Source organism: Streptomyces sp. ACA25, from assembly GCF_028200735.1.
In the GTDB taxonomy this organism is placed as follows: domain Bacteria; phylum Actinomycetota; class Actinomycetes; order Streptomycetales; family Streptomycetaceae; genus Streptomyces.
Map to the genome: position 1 here is coordinate 184,291 of NZ_JAQKPV010000004.1, position 17,027 is coordinate 201,317.

At 73.1% G+C, this 17,027-nt stretch carries 16 protein-coding genes; 10 read left to right on the plus strand and 6 right to left on the minus strand.

The genetic code is table 11. The annotated features are described in order from the left end of the window. Window positions 1-47 precede the first annotated feature (47 nt). On the plus strand, window positions 48-881 hold the full coding sequence (locus PJ985_RS08845) for an alpha/beta hydrolase (RefSeq protein ID WP_271683048.1): 834 nt from the start codon (window positions 48-50) through the stop codon (window positions 879-881). A gap of 35 nt (window positions 882-916) precedes the next feature. On the opposite strand, the gene PJ985_RS08850 is transcribed toward PJ985_RS08845, so the two are convergent. From PJ985_RS08850 to PJ985_RS08860, 3 genes are all read right to left on the minus strand, one after another. Continuing rightward, entirely contained in the window at window positions 917-2,386 is a 1,470-nt protein-coding gene (locus tag PJ985_RS08850; RefSeq protein WP_271683049.1) for an FGGY family carbohydrate kinase, read from the minus strand. Between the two features lie 65 nt (window positions 2,387-2,451). Beyond that, complete coding sequence (locus PJ985_RS08855; protein WP_271683050.1) at window positions 2,452-3,642, minus strand: cation:proton antiporter; 1,191 nt, start codon at window positions 3,640-3,642, stop codon at window positions 2,452-2,454. Between the two features lie 17 nt (window positions 3,643-3,659). Further along, a complete protein-coding gene (locus tag PJ985_RS08860; RefSeq protein ID WP_271683051.1) occupies window positions 3,660-4,139 on the minus strand; it encodes a cation:proton antiporter regulatory subunit in 480 nt (159 codons plus the stop codon). A 267-nt stretch (window positions 4,140-4,406) separates the two neighbouring features. Between PJ985_RS08860 and PJ985_RS08865 the strand changes: the two genes are divergently transcribed. The 3 genes from PJ985_RS08865 (at window position 4,407) to PJ985_RS08875 (ending at window position 6,196) form a co-directional block, all read left to right on the plus strand. After that, window positions 4,407-4,865 carry an anthrone oxygenase family protein gene (locus tag PJ985_RS08865; protein ID WP_271683052.1) on the plus strand — a complete coding sequence of 153 codons (459 nt, stop codon included), beginning with the start codon at window positions 4,407-4,409 and terminating at the stop codon, window positions 4,863-4,865. Window positions 4,866-4,938: 73 nt separating this feature from the next. Continuing rightward, window positions 4,939-5,976, plus strand: coding sequence for an AraC family transcriptional regulator (locus tag PJ985_RS08870; RefSeq protein ID WP_271683053.1), 1,038 nt, complete (start codon window positions 4,939-4,941; stop codon window positions 5,974-5,976). Between the two features lie 55 nt (window positions 5,977-6,031). Continuing rightward, window positions 6,032-6,196, plus strand: coding sequence for a hypothetical protein (locus tag PJ985_RS08875; protein ID WP_271683054.1), 165 nt, complete (start codon window positions 6,032-6,034; stop codon window positions 6,194-6,196). Between the two features lie 226 nt (window positions 6,197-6,422). Here the strand turns inward: PJ985_RS08875 and PJ985_RS08880 are convergent, their stop codons facing one another. From PJ985_RS08880 to PJ985_RS08890, 3 genes are all read right to left on the minus strand, one after another. Beyond that, window positions 6,423-8,684, minus strand: coding sequence for a heavy metal translocating P-type ATPase (locus PJ985_RS08880; RefSeq protein ID WP_271683055.1), 2,262 nt, complete (start codon window positions 8,682-8,684; stop codon window positions 6,423-6,425). 58 nt (window positions 8,685-8,742) lie between these two features. Continuing rightward, on the minus strand, window positions 8,743-9,006 hold the full coding sequence (locus PJ985_RS08885; protein WP_271683056.1) for a heavy-metal-associated domain-containing protein: 264 nt from the start codon (window positions 9,004-9,006) through the stop codon (window positions 8,743-8,745). 124 nt (window positions 9,007-9,130) lie between these two features. Continuing rightward, window positions 9,131-10,093, minus strand: a complete 963-nt coding sequence (locus tag PJ985_RS08890) for a hypothetical protein (protein ID WP_271683057.1) — start codon at window positions 10,091-10,093, stop codon at window positions 9,131-9,133. A 236-nt stretch (window positions 10,094-10,329) separates the two neighbouring features. On the opposite strand from PJ985_RS08890, the gene PJ985_RS08895 reads away from it, so the two are divergent. From PJ985_RS08895 to PJ985_RS08920, 6 genes are all read left to right on the plus strand, one after another. Next, window positions 10,330-11,871 carry an FAD-dependent monooxygenase gene (locus PJ985_RS08895; RefSeq protein ID WP_271683058.1) on the plus strand — a complete coding sequence of 514 codons (1,542 nt, stop codon included), beginning with the start codon at window positions 10,330-10,332 and terminating at the stop codon, window positions 11,869-11,871. Window positions 11,872-11,922: 51 nt separating this feature from the next. Continuing rightward, complete coding sequence (locus tag PJ985_RS08900; protein WP_271683059.1) at window positions 11,923-12,564, plus strand: acyl-CoA-like ligand-binding transcription factor; 642 nt, start codon at window positions 11,923-11,925, stop codon at window positions 12,562-12,564. A gap of 10 nt (window positions 12,565-12,574) precedes the next feature. Further along, window positions 12,575-13,018, plus strand: coding sequence for a DUF6153 family protein (locus PJ985_RS08905; protein WP_271683060.1), 444 nt, complete (start codon window positions 12,575-12,577; stop codon window positions 13,016-13,018). Between the two features lie 117 nt (window positions 13,019-13,135). Further along, window positions 13,136-13,792 (plus strand): DUF305 domain-containing protein, encoded by a 657-nt coding sequence (locus tag PJ985_RS08910; RefSeq protein ID WP_271683061.1) that lies wholly within the window; start codon window positions 13,136-13,138, stop codon window positions 13,790-13,792. A gap of 262 nt (window positions 13,793-14,054) precedes the next feature. Then, window positions 14,055-15,413 (plus strand): dihydrolipoyl dehydrogenase family protein, encoded by a 1,359-nt coding sequence (locus tag PJ985_RS08915; protein WP_271683062.1) that lies wholly within the window; start codon window positions 14,055-14,057, stop codon window positions 15,411-15,413. Between the two features lie 1,042 nt (window positions 15,414-16,455). Next, window positions 16,456-16,998: a DUF421 domain-containing protein gene (locus PJ985_RS08920; protein WP_271683063.1), complete on the plus strand. Its 543-nt coding sequence runs from the start codon at window positions 16,456-16,458 to the stop codon at window positions 16,996-16,998. Window positions 16,999-17,027 lie beyond the last annotated feature (29 nt).

Sequence of the window (17,027 nt, forward strand, 5' to 3'; positions counted from 1 at the left end):
CGCGGAAACGTGGCGCGATCACGTCCACCCTCGTTTAGGGTCGGCCCATGGGCTCGACATTCCTCTCGATCGGGTGGAAGGTCCTGGCGGTGCTGGCCGGGCTGTGGCTGCTGCTGGTCCTGCTCGCCTGGGTCTTCCAGCGCCAGCTCATCTACCTCCCCGACCGGTCCGCGCCCTCGCCGCCCGCGCTGGCCGGTCTGGAGGAGGTGTCGTTCCCCACCGACGACGGGCTCGAGCTGTCGGCGTGGTTCGTCCCCGCCGACGGCGAACCGGCCGGCACCGTCGTGGTGAGCAACGGCAACGCCGGCAACCGCGCCAACCGGGTGCCGCTGGCCGAGGGACTGGCGGCCCGCGGCTACTCCGTTCTGCTCACCGACTACCGCGGCTACGGCGGCAACGAGGGAAGCCCCGACGAGGACGGGCTGGTCACCGACGCGCGGGCGGCGGCCGACTACCTGCTCTCCCGGGACGACGTGGACGAGGACCGGCTGGTGTACTTCGGCGAGTCCGTCGGCTCCGGAGTCGCGGCGGCCCTGGCCGCCGAGCGGCCACCGGCCGCTCTCGTGCTGCGCTCGCCGTTCCCCGGCCTGGCCGATGTCGGACAGGCCAACTACCCGTTCCTGCCGGTCGGTCTGCTGCTGCGGGACCGCTTCGACACCGACGCCCGCCTCGCCTCGTACGGCGGGCCGACCCTGATGATCGCCGGTGACAACGACAGCATTGTCCCCACCCGGCTCTCCCGCGACCTCGCGGAGGACCACGCGGACGAGTATGTCGAGATCAGCGGCGCCGGCCACAACGACCTGGCCCTGCTGGCGGGTGAGGAACTTCTCGACGCCGTCGACACCTTCCTCCGCGACGTCCTCCCCGGCCCTGCCTGACGCCGCGTCCGGCGTCGTCCGGGCTCCCCGGGGTGTCAGCCGAAGGCGCCGGGGTGGGTTTCGTCGCGGACGGCGATGAACTGACGGCGGACCGCTTCCGCCACCGCGAGCCCTTCGGCGGAGCCGTCGCCCGCCGCTCCCTCGCCGTCGGCCTCCGGGTCCTGCCCGGGCGAGAGCGTCCGCCCGGGGGCCGCCGGCCAGCGTGGCGGGGAGCCGGCGGAGAGCGTGCCGTTCTCCGCACCGAGGCACCAGGCCGCCTGCCGGGCGGCGCCCAGCGCCGTGTAGTCCCCGGGCTCGGGGATGACCACCCTGGCCCCCAGCAGGGCCGGGGCCAGGGCCTGCACCGCGGGCAGCTCGGCCGCCGGGCCGAGCAGGAATATCCGCTCGATCCGCACCCCCCGGTGCCGCAGCACATCGGCGGCGTCGGCCAGCCCGCACAGCATGCCCTCGAACGCCGCCCGCGCCAGGTGCTCGGGCTTCATGCTCTCCCGGCGCAGCCCGGTCAGGGTGCCCGCGGTGTGCGGCAGCTCCGGGGTGCGCTCCCCGGCCAGGTACGGCAGCAGCACCAGCCCGTGGGCGCCCGGCGTGGACCGCAGGGCCAGCTCGGACAGCCCGGTGAGGTCACAGCCGAGCAGGTCGGCGGTGCCGCGCAGCACCCGGGTGGCGTTGAGTGTCCGGACCACCGGCAGGTGCATCCCGGTGGCGTCGGCGTAGGCGGTGATCGTGCCGGTGCGGTCGGCCAGGGCCTCATGGTGCACGGCGCACACCGAACCGGAGGCGCCCAGCGAGATGACGGCGTCGCCGAGGCCGACGCCCAGGCCGAACGCGGCGGCCATCGTCTCACCGGTGCCTGCCGAGATGAGCAGCCCTTCCGGGCTTCGGCCGGCCGCTTCGGCCGGCCCCAGCACGTCCGGCAGCCGGGCGTCGTGCCCCAGGGCCAGCTCGACCAGATCGGGACGCCAGGCCCCGGTGGCGGCCGACCAGTAGCCGGTGCCCGAGGCGCCGCCGCGGTCCGTGGTGCGCCGCTTCGGCCGGCCGAGGAGCTGCCAGACCAGCCAGTCGTGCGGCTGCAGCACCGAGCGGGTGCGCCGGGCGGCCTCCGGGTCCTCGCGGGCCATCCAGCGCAGCTGCGTCACCGGGTGCGCCGCCTGCGGCACCAGGCCGACGGCCTCCGCCCAGGCGTCCCGGCCGCCGAGCGCGTCGATCAGACTGACCGCGGCGGCCTGCCCCTGGAGGTCCCCGGCGGTGAGTGCGGGCCGGGCCGGCCGGCCGTCGGGGTCCAGCGGCACCACACCGTGCTGGTGGGCGGCGACCCCGATCGCGGCGACGTCCTCGAGCAGGCCGCCGTCCGCGGCCTCGCCCAGCGAGTGCAGCCAGGTCTCCGGGGCGCCCTCGGCCTCCGGATGGTCCGCGTGTCCGTGCCGCAGCACCTCTCCGGTGTCGGCGTCACAGACGACGATGCGGGTGTGAACGGACGAGTTGTCCAGGCCGGCGACGATCCCCATGCCCCGATGATGCCTCATCCGGCCGACAGCTCCCGACCGTCCCGGCCCCCTGCGGCCGGGACGGGTCAGCGCGGGCGCCCGGCCCGCTCGGAGCCGTGACTCGGCATCGTGCCGCCTCTGCCGCGCCGTTCGAGCAGGGCGAGCCCGGCCGGCTCCGCGTAGCGGGCGGCGAAGGTGCCGAGAATCACCATGAGAAGGACATACGCGGTGGCCATCGGGGCGAGCTGCGGCTCCACCCCGGCGGCCAGCCCGGCGATGACGATGGAGAACTCCCCGCGGGCCACCAGCGCCCCGCCGGCCCGCAGCCTGCCGCGCGTCGCGATGCCCGCCCGGCGGGCCGCGTACCAGCCGGTGCCGATCTTGGTGAAGGTGGTGACGACCGCCAGCAGCAGCGCGGGCACCAGCACCGCCGGGACGGCGCCCGGGTCCGTGGAGAGGCCGAAGAACACGAAGAACACGGCGGCGAACAGGTCCCGCAGCGGGGTGATCAGCCGGCGGGCGTGGTGCGCCACCTCGCCGGAGAGCGCGATGCCGACCAGGAAGGCACCGACGGCCGCCGACACCTGGACGCGCTCGGCGAGCCCGGCCACCAGCAACGTCAGGCCCAGCACCACCAGCAGCAGCATCTCGGGGTTGTCCGAGGAGACGGCCCGGCTGATGAACCGGCCGTGCCGCAGCGCCAGGTAGAGCACGAAACCGGCGCTGGCGAGAGCGATGAGCAGCGTGATGCTCGTCCCGGCGAGGCTGAGGCCGGCCAGAACCGCCGTCAGCAGCGGCAGGTACACCGCCATGGCCAGGTCCTCGATGACGAGGAGGCTCAGCACGGGGGGCGTCTCGCGGTTGCCGAGCCGCTTGAGGTCGGTGAGGATCTTCGAGATCACGCCGGAGGACGAGATGTAGGTGACCCCGGCCAGTGCCAGGGCGGCCACCGGACCCCAGCCCAGCAGCAGCGCCGCCACCGCCCCCGGCGTCGCGTTCAGGGCGAAATCCACCAGACCCGACGGGTACTGCTTCTTCAGGTTGTCGACCAGCTCGGAGGCGCTGTACTCCAGGCCGAGCATCAGCAGCAGCAGGATGACGCCGATCTCGGCACCGACGTGGAAGAAGTCCTCGCTGGCGCTGAGCGGCAGCAGGCCGCCCACGCCGAACGCGAGCCCGCCCAGCAGGTAGAGCGGGATGGGGGAGAGGCCGAGCCGGCCGGCCAGCCGCCCGGCGAGACCGAGCCCGAGGATGACGGCGCCCAGCTCGATCAGCATCACCGTGTCCTCCACGGTCAGGCCCCCGCGATCAGGTCGGCCACCTCGCCGGCACCCTCCCGGGTGCCGACGACGAGCAGGATGTCCCCGGCCTCCAGCCGGAAGTCCGGACCCGGCGAGGGGACCGCCCCCGTGCGCCGCAGCACCGCGACGATCGACGCCCCGGTGCGGGTGCGGGCCCGGGTGTCTCCGAGCGGACGGCTCCGGTACGGGGACTCCGGGCCGAGCGGGACGCGCTCGGTGACCAGGTCCAGGCCCAGCTCCCCGCTCGGCAGCCCGTTCGCGCCGTCCCCGGGCGCGATGAGCTCGCTGAGCCGGGCCGCCTCGTCGGAGTCCAGCTCCACCGTGGCCTGGCAGGCGTCGGGGTCCTCCGGCGAGTAGAAGCCGACGAACCGCCGGCCGTCCTCGTGCGCCACCACCGACAGGTGCCGCCCGCCGCGGGTCGCCAGGTCGTACTGGACGCCGACGCCCGGCAGCGGGGTCCTGTGTGTGCTCATTCTGGTCTCCCGGAGCCGAACCGCTGTGGCACCCGGCCCTGCGCGGGGCGCTCCACAGGCGCGCTGCCGTCCATCGTAGGCCGCTGCGCCCGGCCGGCCGGGGCCGGGCCGTTCCCGCCGGGCGTGGACGCATGCGTATGCGCCTGAGCTCCCCGGCCATTCAGCGTCCGGGGATCCCCGGATTGACTGAGGCGATGAGACAGCATCCGCCCAGCGGATCGAAGAAATACGGGGGAGCCGATGGAACCGGCCCGCACACTGGCACTGGTGGCAGCCACCCTCACCACGGGGCTGCTCGCCGGCCTCCTCTTCGCCTACGCGTGCTCGGTGATGCCCGGGCTGCGGCGCACCGGGGACCGCACGCTCGTCGAAGTGATGCAGCACATCAACAGGGCGATCATGAACGGCTGGTTCCTGGCCGTCCTCCTGGGATCAGCCCTGACCACCAGCCTGGCGGTGCTCCTGCAGTTGCCGGGGGACGCAAGCCCGGCGCTGCTGCCGGCCGTCGCGGCGCTCGTCCTGCTGCTGGCGGCGATCGGCGTCACCGGGGCCGTCAACGTGCCGCTCAACAATGCCCTGGAGGCGGCGGGCCCGCCCGGCCGGATCACCGACCCCGCCGCCGTCCGGGCACAATTCGAGAGGCCGTGGGTGCGCGCGAACCTCGTCCGTACCGTGCTGTGCACGGCGTCCCTCGGCTGCCTGGGCTGGGCCCTGGCGGTGCACTGACACCCCCGCGGAGGGCCGGGGGGTACGCCATCACCGCTGCCGCGCGGGCGGGCCGGCCGAGCACAATGACCCCATGGACACGCTGACCGGTCTGCTGGAAGGCCCCCAGGCGCGCGGGGCCTTCCTGCTCAGGCTGCTCCTGCGGACCCCGTGGTCGCTGCGCATCGAGGACCGGTCACCGCTCGCACTGCTGACGGTGGTCCGGGGCGAGGCGTGGGTGAGGCCGGACGGCCGCGCCCCGGTCCGGCTGCTCCCGGGCGACATCGCGGTGATGCGCGGACCCGAGCCGTACACCGTCGCCGACTCCCCGGACCAGCCGGTCCGGGTGGTCGTCGGCCCGGACCAGCGCTGCAGCACGGCGGGCGGGGACGACATCACCGAGTCCTCCGCCCTGGGTGTCCGCACCTGGGGCGACGGCACCGCCGGCGCGCCCGGCGACACCCTCATGATCAGCGGCGCCTACCAGGCGCACCGGGAGATCGGCCGGGGGCTGCTGCACAGTCTTCCCGCCCTGCTGGTGCAGTCGGTCGGGACCGGCGACCATCCTCTGGTGCGGCTGCTGGCGGAGGAGACCTGCCGGAACGAGCCGGGGCAGGAGCTGGTGCTGGACCGGCTGCTGGACCTGCTGCTGGTGAGCGTTCTGCGGTCCTGGCTCGCCGACCCCGGGTCCGGGGCCCCGGCCCGGTACCGGGCGCACAGCGATCCGGTGGTCGGCGGAGCGCTGCGGTTGCTGCACGAGGACCCGGCCCACGGGTGGACGGTGGCCGGCCTGGCCGCCGCGGTGGGCGTCTCCCGGGCCGGGCTGGCCCGGGCGTTCACCGAGCTGGTCGGCGAACCGCCGATGGCCTACCTGACCGGCCGGCGGCTCGCGCTGGCCGCCGACCTGCTGCGGGAGCCGGACCTCACGATCGCCGCGGTGGCCCGGCAGGTCGGCTACGGCAGTGCCTTCGCGCTGAGTGCGGCGTTCAAGCGGGTCCGGGGGGTGAGCCCGCGGGAGTACCGCGAGAACCCCGGCGGAGCTCCCCTGCTGCCCGGCGCCCCGCCGCACACCGTCGTCCTGCCCGCCGCCCGCCACCCCCTGGGCGGAGCGGCTCCGGCCGCCGGGTGCTGAGCCGACGGTGGCGAGAGGGCGTAGTGCATACCCCTGGCGGGTATGTTGTTTCCCCATGTTGTCACTCGTCAAGGAACTCAAGTCCGCCCGGCCTGAACGGATGTGCGCCCCGGTCTGCCGGCTGAACGTCGGCCCTGCCGAGGTGGTCCTGCTGCGCAAAGTCCTGGGTGTCTGCCTGCGGCTGCGCGTCGAGCTCTCCGGGCAGTGCCGGGGCCGATGAGTGAAGGGGCGGGTCGCCACGGGTGACCCGCCCCTTCCGTGTCCGGGTGACCTCGTACGGCGCTCGGGCCCGGACCAGGCGGGCGATGGCCAGCGACGCCTCGCTCACCGTGGGTGTCCGTGGGTGTCGGTGGGTGTCCGTGGGGCCGGTGAGGTGACCGCCCCTGATGTGGCTCGGGCGGGCCCGCTGCCGGGCCCGCCCTTCGTTGCGCACGGGGTGCTGCCGTTCAGTCGGCGGCCTTGAAGCTGCGCAGCCGGAGGCTGTTGGCGACGACGGAGACGGAGGAGAAGGCCATGGCCGCTCCGGCGAGCATCGGGTTGAGCAGGCCCATGGCGGCCAGCGGCACAGCGGCGGTGTTGTAGCCGAAGGCCCAGAACAGGTTGGTCTTGATGGTGAAGAGCGTCTTGCGGGAGAGGCGGATGGCGTCGGCGGCCGCCCGCAGGTCGCCCCGGACGAGGGTCAGGTCGCCGGCCTCGATGGCGGCGTCGGTGCCGGTGCCCATGGCCAGGCCGAGGTCGGCGGTGGCCAGCGCGGCGGCGTCGTTGACACCGTCGCCGACCATGGCGACCGTCTTGCCCTCGGCCTGCAGCCGGGCGACGACGTCCACCTTGTCCTCGGGCATGACCTCGGCGATGACCTCGTCGATGCCGACCTCGGCCGCCACCGCCTCCGCCACGGCGCGGTTGTCGCCGGTGAGGAGGATGGGGGTCAGGCCCAGGGCGCGCAGCCGGCGGATGGCCTCGGCGCTGGTCGGCTTGATGGCGTCGGCGACCTCCAGCACGGCACGGGCCTGCCCGTCCCAGGCCACGGCGATGGCGGTGCGGCCCTTTGCCTCGGCCTCGGCCTTGGCGCGGGCCAGGTCGACGGGAAGCTCGATCGCCCAGTCCCGCAGCAGGCTGTCGCGGCCCACCAGGACGGCGTGGCCCTCGACGACGCCCTGCACGCCGAGCCCGGGGAGGTTGCTGAAGTCCTCCGGGGTGGGCAGCTCGCCGGTCTTCTCGGTGGCCCCCGCGGCGATTGCCCGGGCGATGGGGTGCTCGGAGGAGTGCTCCAGGGCTCCGGCCAGGCGCAGGACCTCGTTCTCCTCGTTGCCCTCGGCGGTGTGCACGGCCAGCAGGGTCATCTGGCCGGTGGTGACGGTGCCGGTCTTGTCCAGGACGATGGTGTCGGCCCGGCGGGTGTTCTCCAGTACCTCGGGACCCTTGATGAGGATGCCGAGCTGTGCGCCGCGGCCGGTGCCGACCAGCAGGGCGGTCGGGGTGGCCAGGCCCAGGGCGCAGGGGCACGCGATGATCAGGACGGCCACCGCCGCGGTGAACGCCGCGGACAGGCCGGCCCCGTTGCCCAGCCAGAAGCCCAGTGAGGCGAAGGCGATGACGATCACGGTGGGGACGAAGACCCCGGAGACCCGGTCGGCGAGCCGCTGGACGGCTGCCTTGCCGTTCTGGGCGTCCTCCACGAGCTTGGCCATGCGGGCCAGCTGGGTGTCGGAGCCGATGCGGGTGGCTTCCACGACGAGCCGGCCGCCGGCGTTGAGCGTCGCCCCGGTCACCGAGTCACCAACCGTGACCTCCACGGGGACGGATTCACCGGTGAGCATGGAGGCGTCGATGGCGGAGCTGCCCTCGACCACGACGCCGTCGGTGGCGATCTTCTCGCCGGGCCGGACCAGGAAGCGGTCGCCGACGGCGAGGTCCTCGGTGCGGATGAGTTCCTCGCGGCCGTTCCGCAGGACGGTGACCTCTTTGGCCCCCAGCTCCATGAGTGCGCGCAGCGCCGCTCCGGCCTTCCGCTTGGAACGGGCCTCGAAGTACCGGCCCAGCAGGAGGAACGAGATGACGCCGGCGGCGACCTCGAGGTAGATGTTGGCCATGCCGTCGGAACGGGCGACGGTGAGCTCGAAGGGGTGGGTCATGCCGGGGACGCCGGCATCACCGAAGAACAGCGCCCATGCCGACCACAGCAGGGCGGCGGAGGTGCCCACCGAGATCAGGGTGTCCATGGTGGCCGTGCCGTGCTTGGCGTTGGCCCAGGCGGCCTTGTGGAACTGCCAGCCGCCCCAGACGACGACCGGCGCGGCCAGCGTCAGGGACAGCCACTGCCAGTACTCGAACTGCCAGGACGGGACCATGGCCAGCACGATGACCGGCACGGCCAGGGCGATGGACACCAGCAGCCGGTGGCGCAGCGGCTGGAGCTCGTCCGCCTCGGCCGCCGTCGTTCCGGCGTCGGTGTCGCCGTGTTCGGAGGGCGGGGCCGGGGGGACAGCGGTGTAGCCGGTGGCCTCCACGGTGGCGATCAGCTTCTCCACGTCGACGGCGACGTCGTCCGGGTAGCTGATCCGGGCTTTCTCGGTGGCGTAGTTGACCGTAGCCTCCACCCCGTCCAGGCGGTTCAGCTTCTTCTCGATCCGGACCGCGCACGAAGCACAGGTCATGCCCCCGATGGCGAGTTCCACCTCGGTGGTACCTGGCGTACTGACAGTCATCACTGCTCCTCGGATCAGTGGGCGGGGTGAAGGTGCTCGGCCCGTCGGACCGGGCGGGTCAGGCGGTGACGCGACCGTTGAACTCGTAGCCGGCGTCGTCGATGGTGCGGGCGATCCGCGTGTCGTCGGGCTCGCCCTCCGTGGTGAGGGTGAGGTGGCCGGTGGTCAGGTCGACGTGCACGTCGCGGACGTTGTCCAGCTCGTTCAGCGCCTTGGTGACGACGCCGCGGCAGTGACCGCTGTTCACGCCGGTGACCTGGTACACGGTCTTGCTCTCGTTGGTCGAGCAGCTTCCGTCGGTGGTGCAGCAGGACGAAGACATCTGGGTTCCTTCCCGGAGTGACCTATGAACAGGATACCCCCCACGGGTATCTATTGAGTTATGTATACCCCCTCCCCGTATCCAGTGCAAGGGGGGTGGCCGGCCGGCTCGCCCCGTCGGGGGGTCAGTGCGAGTGGCCGTCGTCCTCGTGGGCGTCCGAGGCGTCGGAGGCGGTCAGGTCCGCGGTCGCCGCGCCCTCGGCCTCGACGGTGAACTCGGCGGTGCGGACCTCACCCTCGTGCTGGAAGTCCAGGTAGAGGCGGTACGTCCCCGCGCTCGGCGCCTCGGTGTGGAAGCCGATGCCCGGCCCGGGCTCCGTGCCGCCGTCGCCGGGGGTGCCCTCGGGGTGCACATGCACGTACGCCAGGTCGCCCTGGCGCAGGGTCACCAGATGCCCGTAGGCGTCGAGGTAGGGCTCCAGGTCGGTGACCGGCTCACCGTCCTTGCTCACCGACAGCGTCAGAAGGGACGGCGCTCCGGCCCGCAGGTCACCGTCCAGCGTCACCGTGTAGCCGTCGACCGTCGCGGTGCGGTCCGGCGCGGCCAGGGGGGTGGGCCGGTAGTCGCCGGAAGCGGAGACGTCCGCGCCCAGCGTCAGGGGCCCGCCCTGGTCTCCCTCGGGGATGAAGTCGGCGAAGACCCGGTAGTCGCCGGCCTCCTCGAAGGTCAGCGGCACGCTCCAGGTGCCGTCGTCCCCCAGGGTCGGGTGCACGTGCTGGTAGCCGGACAGGTCACGGCGGACGACGATGAGGTGCAGGTCCTCCTCGTGCGAGGCCGTGTACGCGGTGACCGGTGCGCCGTCCGGGCCGGTGATCCGGAACTCGAAGGCGGTCTCCTCGCCCGACGGCAGCGGCCCGGCCGGCGGGACCAGCGTGTAGCCGCGCTCGGAGACCTGCAGGCCGCCGGGTGCCGCCCCGGAGGCCGCGGTCGCCGGGCCCGGGGCGGCCGGCCCGGACCCGGAGTGGTCACCGTGCCCCGGTGCCGGATCGGTATGAACCGGGTCGACCGTGTTGCCGGCCGCGAAGGCCGCCGCGAACGCCAGGGCGACTCCTGCCCCGAACGTGCCGAGCTTGAACATGGCATTCATTGCTGTTCTCCTCCTGGTCACCCCGCCCCGGCGGGCGGGTGTCCGGGGCCGGGGGCACGTTCCGGGGTGCCCGGACGCCGTGGCGCGGTCATGACGGCGCGAAGCCTGGCCATACTCGCAGCATACCCCCTGGGGGTACCGTGTCAAGTGAGAACGGCCCTCGTTGGTGACGGCACCCACCAATGAAATGTTATCGTCTAACAGAAGTTAGTGACTAACGAAAGTGGGGCGGGCGCATGCACGCAGTGGTGATCGCGGGGGCAGGTCCGACCGGGCTGGCACTCGCCTGCGGACTCCTGGCCGCCGGCGTACCGGCACGCCTCGTCGACCGGGCGACCGGGCCGGCCGGCACCTCCCGCGCCCTCGGGCTGCAGCCCCGGGGCGCCGAAGTCCTGGACCGCACCGGCGCGCTCGGAGACCTGCCGCAGCGCTCCCGGCCCATCGGACAGGTCAGAGCACACGTCAACGGGACGCTCATGGCCCGCCTCGACGTGGGACGGGGAACAAAGCTGGTGCGAAAGCCCGGCCTGCTGGTCTCCCAGGCCGAAATCGAAGCCGGACTCCGCCACAGGCTGGAGAAGCTCGGCGGGCAGGTGGAATGGGGCCGCGAGCTGACCGGCGCCGACCAGGACGAGAAAGGGGTGACCGTCCGGCTCGCCGACAGCCCCCCGCTGCGCGCCGACTGGCTCGTGGGCTGCGACGGCGCCCACAGCCGGGTGCGCAAAGCCGCCGGCATCGGCTTCCCCGGTGTCCCCGTCGTCGAACGCTTCCTCCTCGCCGACGTGCGCGTCACCCTCCCGATTCCCCGGGACGCGGTCTCGGTATGGCTGCGCGGCGACCAGCTCCTCGCCGCCTTCCCCCTCCCGGGCACCGACGTGTGGCGGCTCATGGCCCCGGCGGCGCAGCAGGCCGACAACGGCCCGGCAGCCACCTCCGACGTCCTCGACACCCTCACCGGTCTGCTGCGGGAGCACGCCCGCGTCCCCTTCCGCACCGCCGAGCCACTGTGGACCTCCACCTTCCGCATCCACCGCCGGCTGGCCACCCGCTACCGGCAGGGCCGGGTACTGCTGGCCGGGGACTCCGCCCACATCCACAGCCCGGTCGGCGGGCAGGGCATGAACACCGGCCTGGGCGACGCCGAGAACCTGGCGTGGAAACTCGCACTCGTCGCCGCAGGCCGCGCGGACCACGCCCTCCTCGACACCTACGAGGCCGAACGCCGCCCCCTCGCCCAGGACGTCCTGGAGACCACCAGCGCCATGACCCGGATGATCGTCGGCGAGAGCCCGCTCGCCCGCGTGTTCCGCGACCGGGTGGGCGTCCCCCTGATGAACCGGCCCGTCGTCCAGCGGGCGATCTGGAACCAGGCCTCCCAACTGGGCATCAGCTACCGCGGCGGGCCGCTCGCCGGCCGCTCGCTGCCCGGCCGCCGCCCCCGCCCCGGCGACCGGGTGCCCGACGTGCTGTGCACCCGGAACGGCGAGCCCACCCGCCTGCACGCCGAGCTCGGCCCCCACTGGGCCCTGCTCCTCCCGCCCGCGTCCCCGGCCGTCCCTCCGGCTGTGCCCACGCCCCTGCCCGGTGGCGGCGACCGGTGGGCGGAGACCGTCCACCGGAAGCTGGGCGATACGGTGACCGTGCTGGCGACCGCCGGGGAGCGGGGACACCCGGCCATGCTGGTGCGCCCCGACGCCCACCTGGCCTGGCGCGGGTCCACGCCCGCAGCCCTGGACAGGTGGCTGGCGGACCTGCTCGACCACGGTCACACCCGGTGACCCCGCACCGCACCCCGGGGGACCGGCGACCCCTCCAGAGGCAGCGCGACCATGGACGACCCACCCACCGGCCGGCCCCTGGGCCTTCGGGAACGCAAGAAGGCGCAGACCCGCCGCACCATCCAGGAGCACGCACTGCGGCTCTTCCTCACCCAGGGCTACGAAACCACCACGGTCGGGCAGATCGCCAGGGCCGCCGGCGTCTCCCACATGACGTTCTTCCGCTACTTCCCCGTCAAGGAAGCCGTCGTCGACACCGATGACTACGACCCGCTGATCGCCCGGCTCATCACCGAACGCCCCCCGGAGGAGGACCCGCTCACCGCCCTGCACCGGGCCCTGACCCACGGCCTGACCGCCGTGTACGCCACCGACCGCGACGCACTCCTCACCCGCACCCGGCTCATCCTCACCACCCCCGCCCTGCGGGCCCGCCTCTGGGACAACCAGTACGCCACGGAGCGGCTGTTCGCCGAAGCACTCGCCGCCCGGCTCGACGGCGAGGTCACGCTCACCCTCCGCGTCCTGGCCGCCGCCGCACTGGCCGCCCTCACCACCGCACTCGCCACCTGGGTGGACGGCGACGGAGCCGAGAACCTCCCCGACCTGGCCGACCGGGCGTTCCTCGCCCTCCGCGGCGCACAGGACGAGGAAGGCCCCGCCTTCACCGGGCCCGCACCGGAAACGCAGTAACATCGCCCCCGTGCGCACCCTCGTCACCACCCAGCGGCAACCCGCCCGGCGGGCCCGCCTGCTGATGGTGCTCGCGGTACTGGCCGGACTCCTCGGCATGCACGGCCTGTCCACCGAACTCCCCCTCGGCCCGACCGCCGCACACCCCCCGAGCGGCCACCACGCCCCCGCCCCCGGGCACCACCCGGCGCCCACGCCCGGCACGCCCGGCGCCTCCGACGAAAAGACGGACGAGCCCGCACACGGCTGCTACCAGGGCGGCGGCCACGAGTCCGCTCACGCCGACGACTGGTGCGCCGCCGCCGGACTCTCCGGCCACCCCGGGCTGCCGGCCCCCGTCGCCGACCCGCTCGGCTTCCTCGCCGCCGACGGCAGCACACAACCGGCCGACCCCTCCGCGACCCCCGTACGCGGACCCCCGTCCCTGTCCGAACTCCAACTCCTGCGGATCTAGCAGAGCCCGCCCGGCCGTCCCCACCGCCGCCTCACCACGCGACGGGTGCCACCGGGCCGCTGCTGCTTCCCCTTCCCTGCCGCCCTCCGGCGGCGACCCACAGGAGTTGAACCACCCATGACCTGTGCCAAGCGCGCCGTGCTGCGCCGTTCCGCCATGACCGCCGCCGCCGTCGCCGGCGCCCTCGTGCTGGCCGCCTGCGGCAGCGACAACGGGTCCGGACAGGACGCCGGGGACACCGCGCCGCCGCCCGCCGCCACGGAGAACGAAACCCCGGACACCGAACAGGCCAACGACGCGGACGTGGCCTTCGCCCAAGAAATGATCGTCCACCACCGGCAGGCCGTGGAGATGGCCGACCTCGCCGACACCCGCGCCGAGTCCCAGGAGGTCAAGGACCTTGCCGAGGAGATCCGGGCGGCCCAGGACCCGGAGATCGAGACGATGTCGCAGTGGCTGGAGTCCTGGGGCGAGGAGGTGCCCTCCGCCGACGGGCCCGCAGGCCACGACGGTCACGGAGGCCACGACGGCCACGGAGACATGCCCGGCATGATGGACGAGGAGGACATGGAACGCATGGGACACGCGTCCGGCGCCGCATTCGACACCATGTTCCTGGAAATGATGGTGGCCCACCACGAGGGCGCCGTGGAGATGGCGGAGACCGTGAAGGCCGAGGGCAGCCACGAAGGTGTCCGGACCATGGCCGACGAGGTCATCGCCGTGCAGACCGCCGAGATCGACCGCATGAACGCCATGCTCGGCCGCGACTGACCGGCACCCCCGGGAGAGACGACTGACCGGCTCCCGCTCCCGGCAGAGACACGGAGGGGCGGACCGCCACGAGCGGCCCGCCCCTCCGCTGCGCCCGGACCCGGCAAGCCCCCGAGCGCCGGTCCCGGTCCGCATCCGCGCAGCCCGGGCCGCCCCACGCACCCCGACGCCCCCGGTTCAACCCGCCCCACCCCGGGCACCCCGGAGCAACAGCCCCACCCCGGCCCCGTTCCCGCCCCACCGTGCGGAAAGGAACCCCACCATGCCCACGGACTACGACGCCGTCATCATCGGAGCGGGCCCCGGAGGCGAAACAGTGGCCTCCCGCCTGCTGGCCGGCGGACTGCGGGTCGCCCTCATCGAACGCGAACTCATCGGCGGCGAATGCGCCTACTGGGCCTGCGTCCCCTCCAAGACCCTGCTCCGCGCACCCGAGGTCCGCGCCGAAGCCACCGGCGCCGCCGGCCTGACCACCCCCGACCTCGACTGGCCCGCCCTCCGCGACTACCGCGACACCATGATCCGGCACCTCGACGACACCGCCCAGGCCGACCAGTACCGCGACCAGGGCGCCACCGTCATCAAAGCCACCGCCCGCCTCACCGGCCGCGACCCCTGGCGCATCGAAACGGACGGCCGACAGCTCACCGCCGCACACGTCATCCTCGCCACCGGCTCCCAGGTGCTGCGCCCACCCATCGACGGCCTGGACCGGGCCGAAGTGTGGACCAACCGGGAAGCCACCACACTGCGCGACATCCCCGACCGCGCCCTGCTGATCGGCGGCAGCGCCGTCGGCGTCGAACTGGGCCACTTCCTCAACCGCATGGGCACCCGCGTCACCCTCGTCCAGCGCGGCCCCCGGCTCCTGGACCGCGAGGAACCCCGCCTCGGCGACCTCGTCGCAGACCGGCTCCGCGCCGACGGCATCGACGTCCGCCTGAACTGCCAGGCCGACGCCGTCCGCCGCGAGAACGGGAACACCGTCACCGAGCTGAGCGACGGCAGCAGCGTGCGCACCGACGTCGTCGTCCTCGGCGCCGGCCGCGCCCCCCGCACCGACGGACTCGGCCTCGACACCGTCGGCATCACGCCCCGCGAGGGCGGAGCCCTGGCCATCGACCAGCACTGCCGCGTCACCGAGGACGGACTGTGGGCACTCGGCGACCTCACCGGCATCGCCCTGTTCACCCACGTCGCCATGTACCAGGGCAGGATCGTCGCCGACACGATCCTCGGCCGCCCCCGCCACGCCAACTACACCGGCATCCCCCGCGTCGTCTTCGCCCAGCCCGAGATCGCCGCCGTCGGCCTGACCAGCGCCCAGGCCCACGACCAAGGCATCGACCTGGCCACCAGCGAACTCGACCTCCCCGGCAACCTCGCCCGCCCATGGACCTTCGAGACCGAACCGGCCGGCACCCTCGGCCTGCTCGCCGACCGCGAGCACCGCGTCCTCGTCGGCGCCTGGGCCATGGCACCGATGGCGGGGGAGTGGATCCACCAGGCCGCGCTCGCCATCCGCGCCCGCATCCCCCTCGACACCCTGCTCGACTCCATCGCCCAGTTCCCCACCTACAGCGAGGCCTACCTCAAGGCCGCCGAACGCCTCGACCTCTGACGACCGGCCCCGCTGGCCGCCTTCCGTCCCCCGCCGCCGCCGGTTTCTCCGGCTTGACCGCGATAAGTCCGGTGCCGCGCTCCCTGCTCCCCATACCCGGGCCTGGTCCGTTGCCGCAGCCGGACCGCCGCCGGACCCGTCGGCATCAGGACACCGGCACGTTGCTCTCTCACCGGGCAATGCAGCTAGCGGCGCCTCTGCTTCGCTGTCTAGCGACTTTCCGTCATTGCCATCTGACGGCAGGTAGTGGCCGGGCCCCCGCAGGTCAGCCAGGAGGGCCTGCAATCGCTATAGCTGCTCACGTCGCTGGGTTGAGGCATCCTCTGCTGACCTGCGTCCATGATCGTCTTCCCTCTGCGTCACGGCGATCCTCGCGACGCAGACGTGCTTGCGAGACAGTACTCCGAGGAGAAGGCACAGAATGCAACGTGCGCTTTCTCGACGCTGTGGATCGGAGGAGAACAGCGCCACGAAAGTCGTCACCATGAGTAACATGGCGCAGCTGACAAGGCATACAGCTACGGCAGGCGCCACTCCGGGGGAGAAGCTCGCTAAGTCGTCGGTCCAAGCGCTATTCATGACGGCCCCCCTCGGCCGGAGGTATGGGTCCCCCAGCGGTCGCCATAACATACAGCAAGTTTCTCGGCGCGTCTCGAAGCACGGATGCAAACGGGGGAGGTATCGCGTTCAATCCTCACTATGAGTAACTGGCCGTCCAGCTGCATATGTTGGACGCGTATGCAGCTGGACAGCTTTGGGGCCTCGACATCCCCGCATGCGCGGGGAGCACGATTGAGCCTGAGGCATCGCGGGACCATCCCCGCATGCGCGGGGAGCACGATGAGTACTTGTCCTGCTGGGCACTCACCATACCGAGATGACCCGACCGTCACCAGCCGTGACCGGCCCCGCCTTGAGCTCAGCGACTACCTCTACCCCTGCGGGCAGTATGCCTCCGTACTTCCGGCTTGCCGTGACGGTGCGGCTCGCCACACGCCCCGCCTGGTGTGCGGGTGGGCGCTGCCGCGGGTACGCGTGCCGCATGTTCTTCGACTCCTGGTACGACCTGGCACGCGTGGCCGTCATCGGCCTCCTCGCCTACGCCACCCTCGTCCTGGCGGTGCGGCTGGCCGGCAAGCGCACCCTGGCCAAGATGAACGCATTCGACCTGGTCGTCACCGTGGCCCTGGGTTCGACGCTCGCCACCATCCTGCTCACCGGGACGGTCGCCTTCCTCGAAGGCGTCCTGGCGCTGGCGCTCCTGGTGACCCTCCAGGCCGTCACCGCCTGGGCCGCCGTCCGCTCCCGCCGCATCCGGCAACTGATCAAGTCCGAACCCACCCTCCTGCTGCGCGACGGCCGCATGCTCACCGAGCCGATGAGGGAGCAGCGGGTCCACCCGGCGGAGATCCGCCAGGCCATCCGCGCCCAGGGCACCGGCGCACTGGAGGACGTCGCCGCCGTCGTGCTGGAGACCGACGGCAGCTTCAGCGTGATCAGCCGCGCGCAGGCCGGATCCGGCAGCTCTCTCTCCGACGTCGCTTACGGCAGCAGCACCGGTGACAGCCGGCTCGATGACGGCTGAGAGACCGGCCTGGCACTCACCCGACCCCC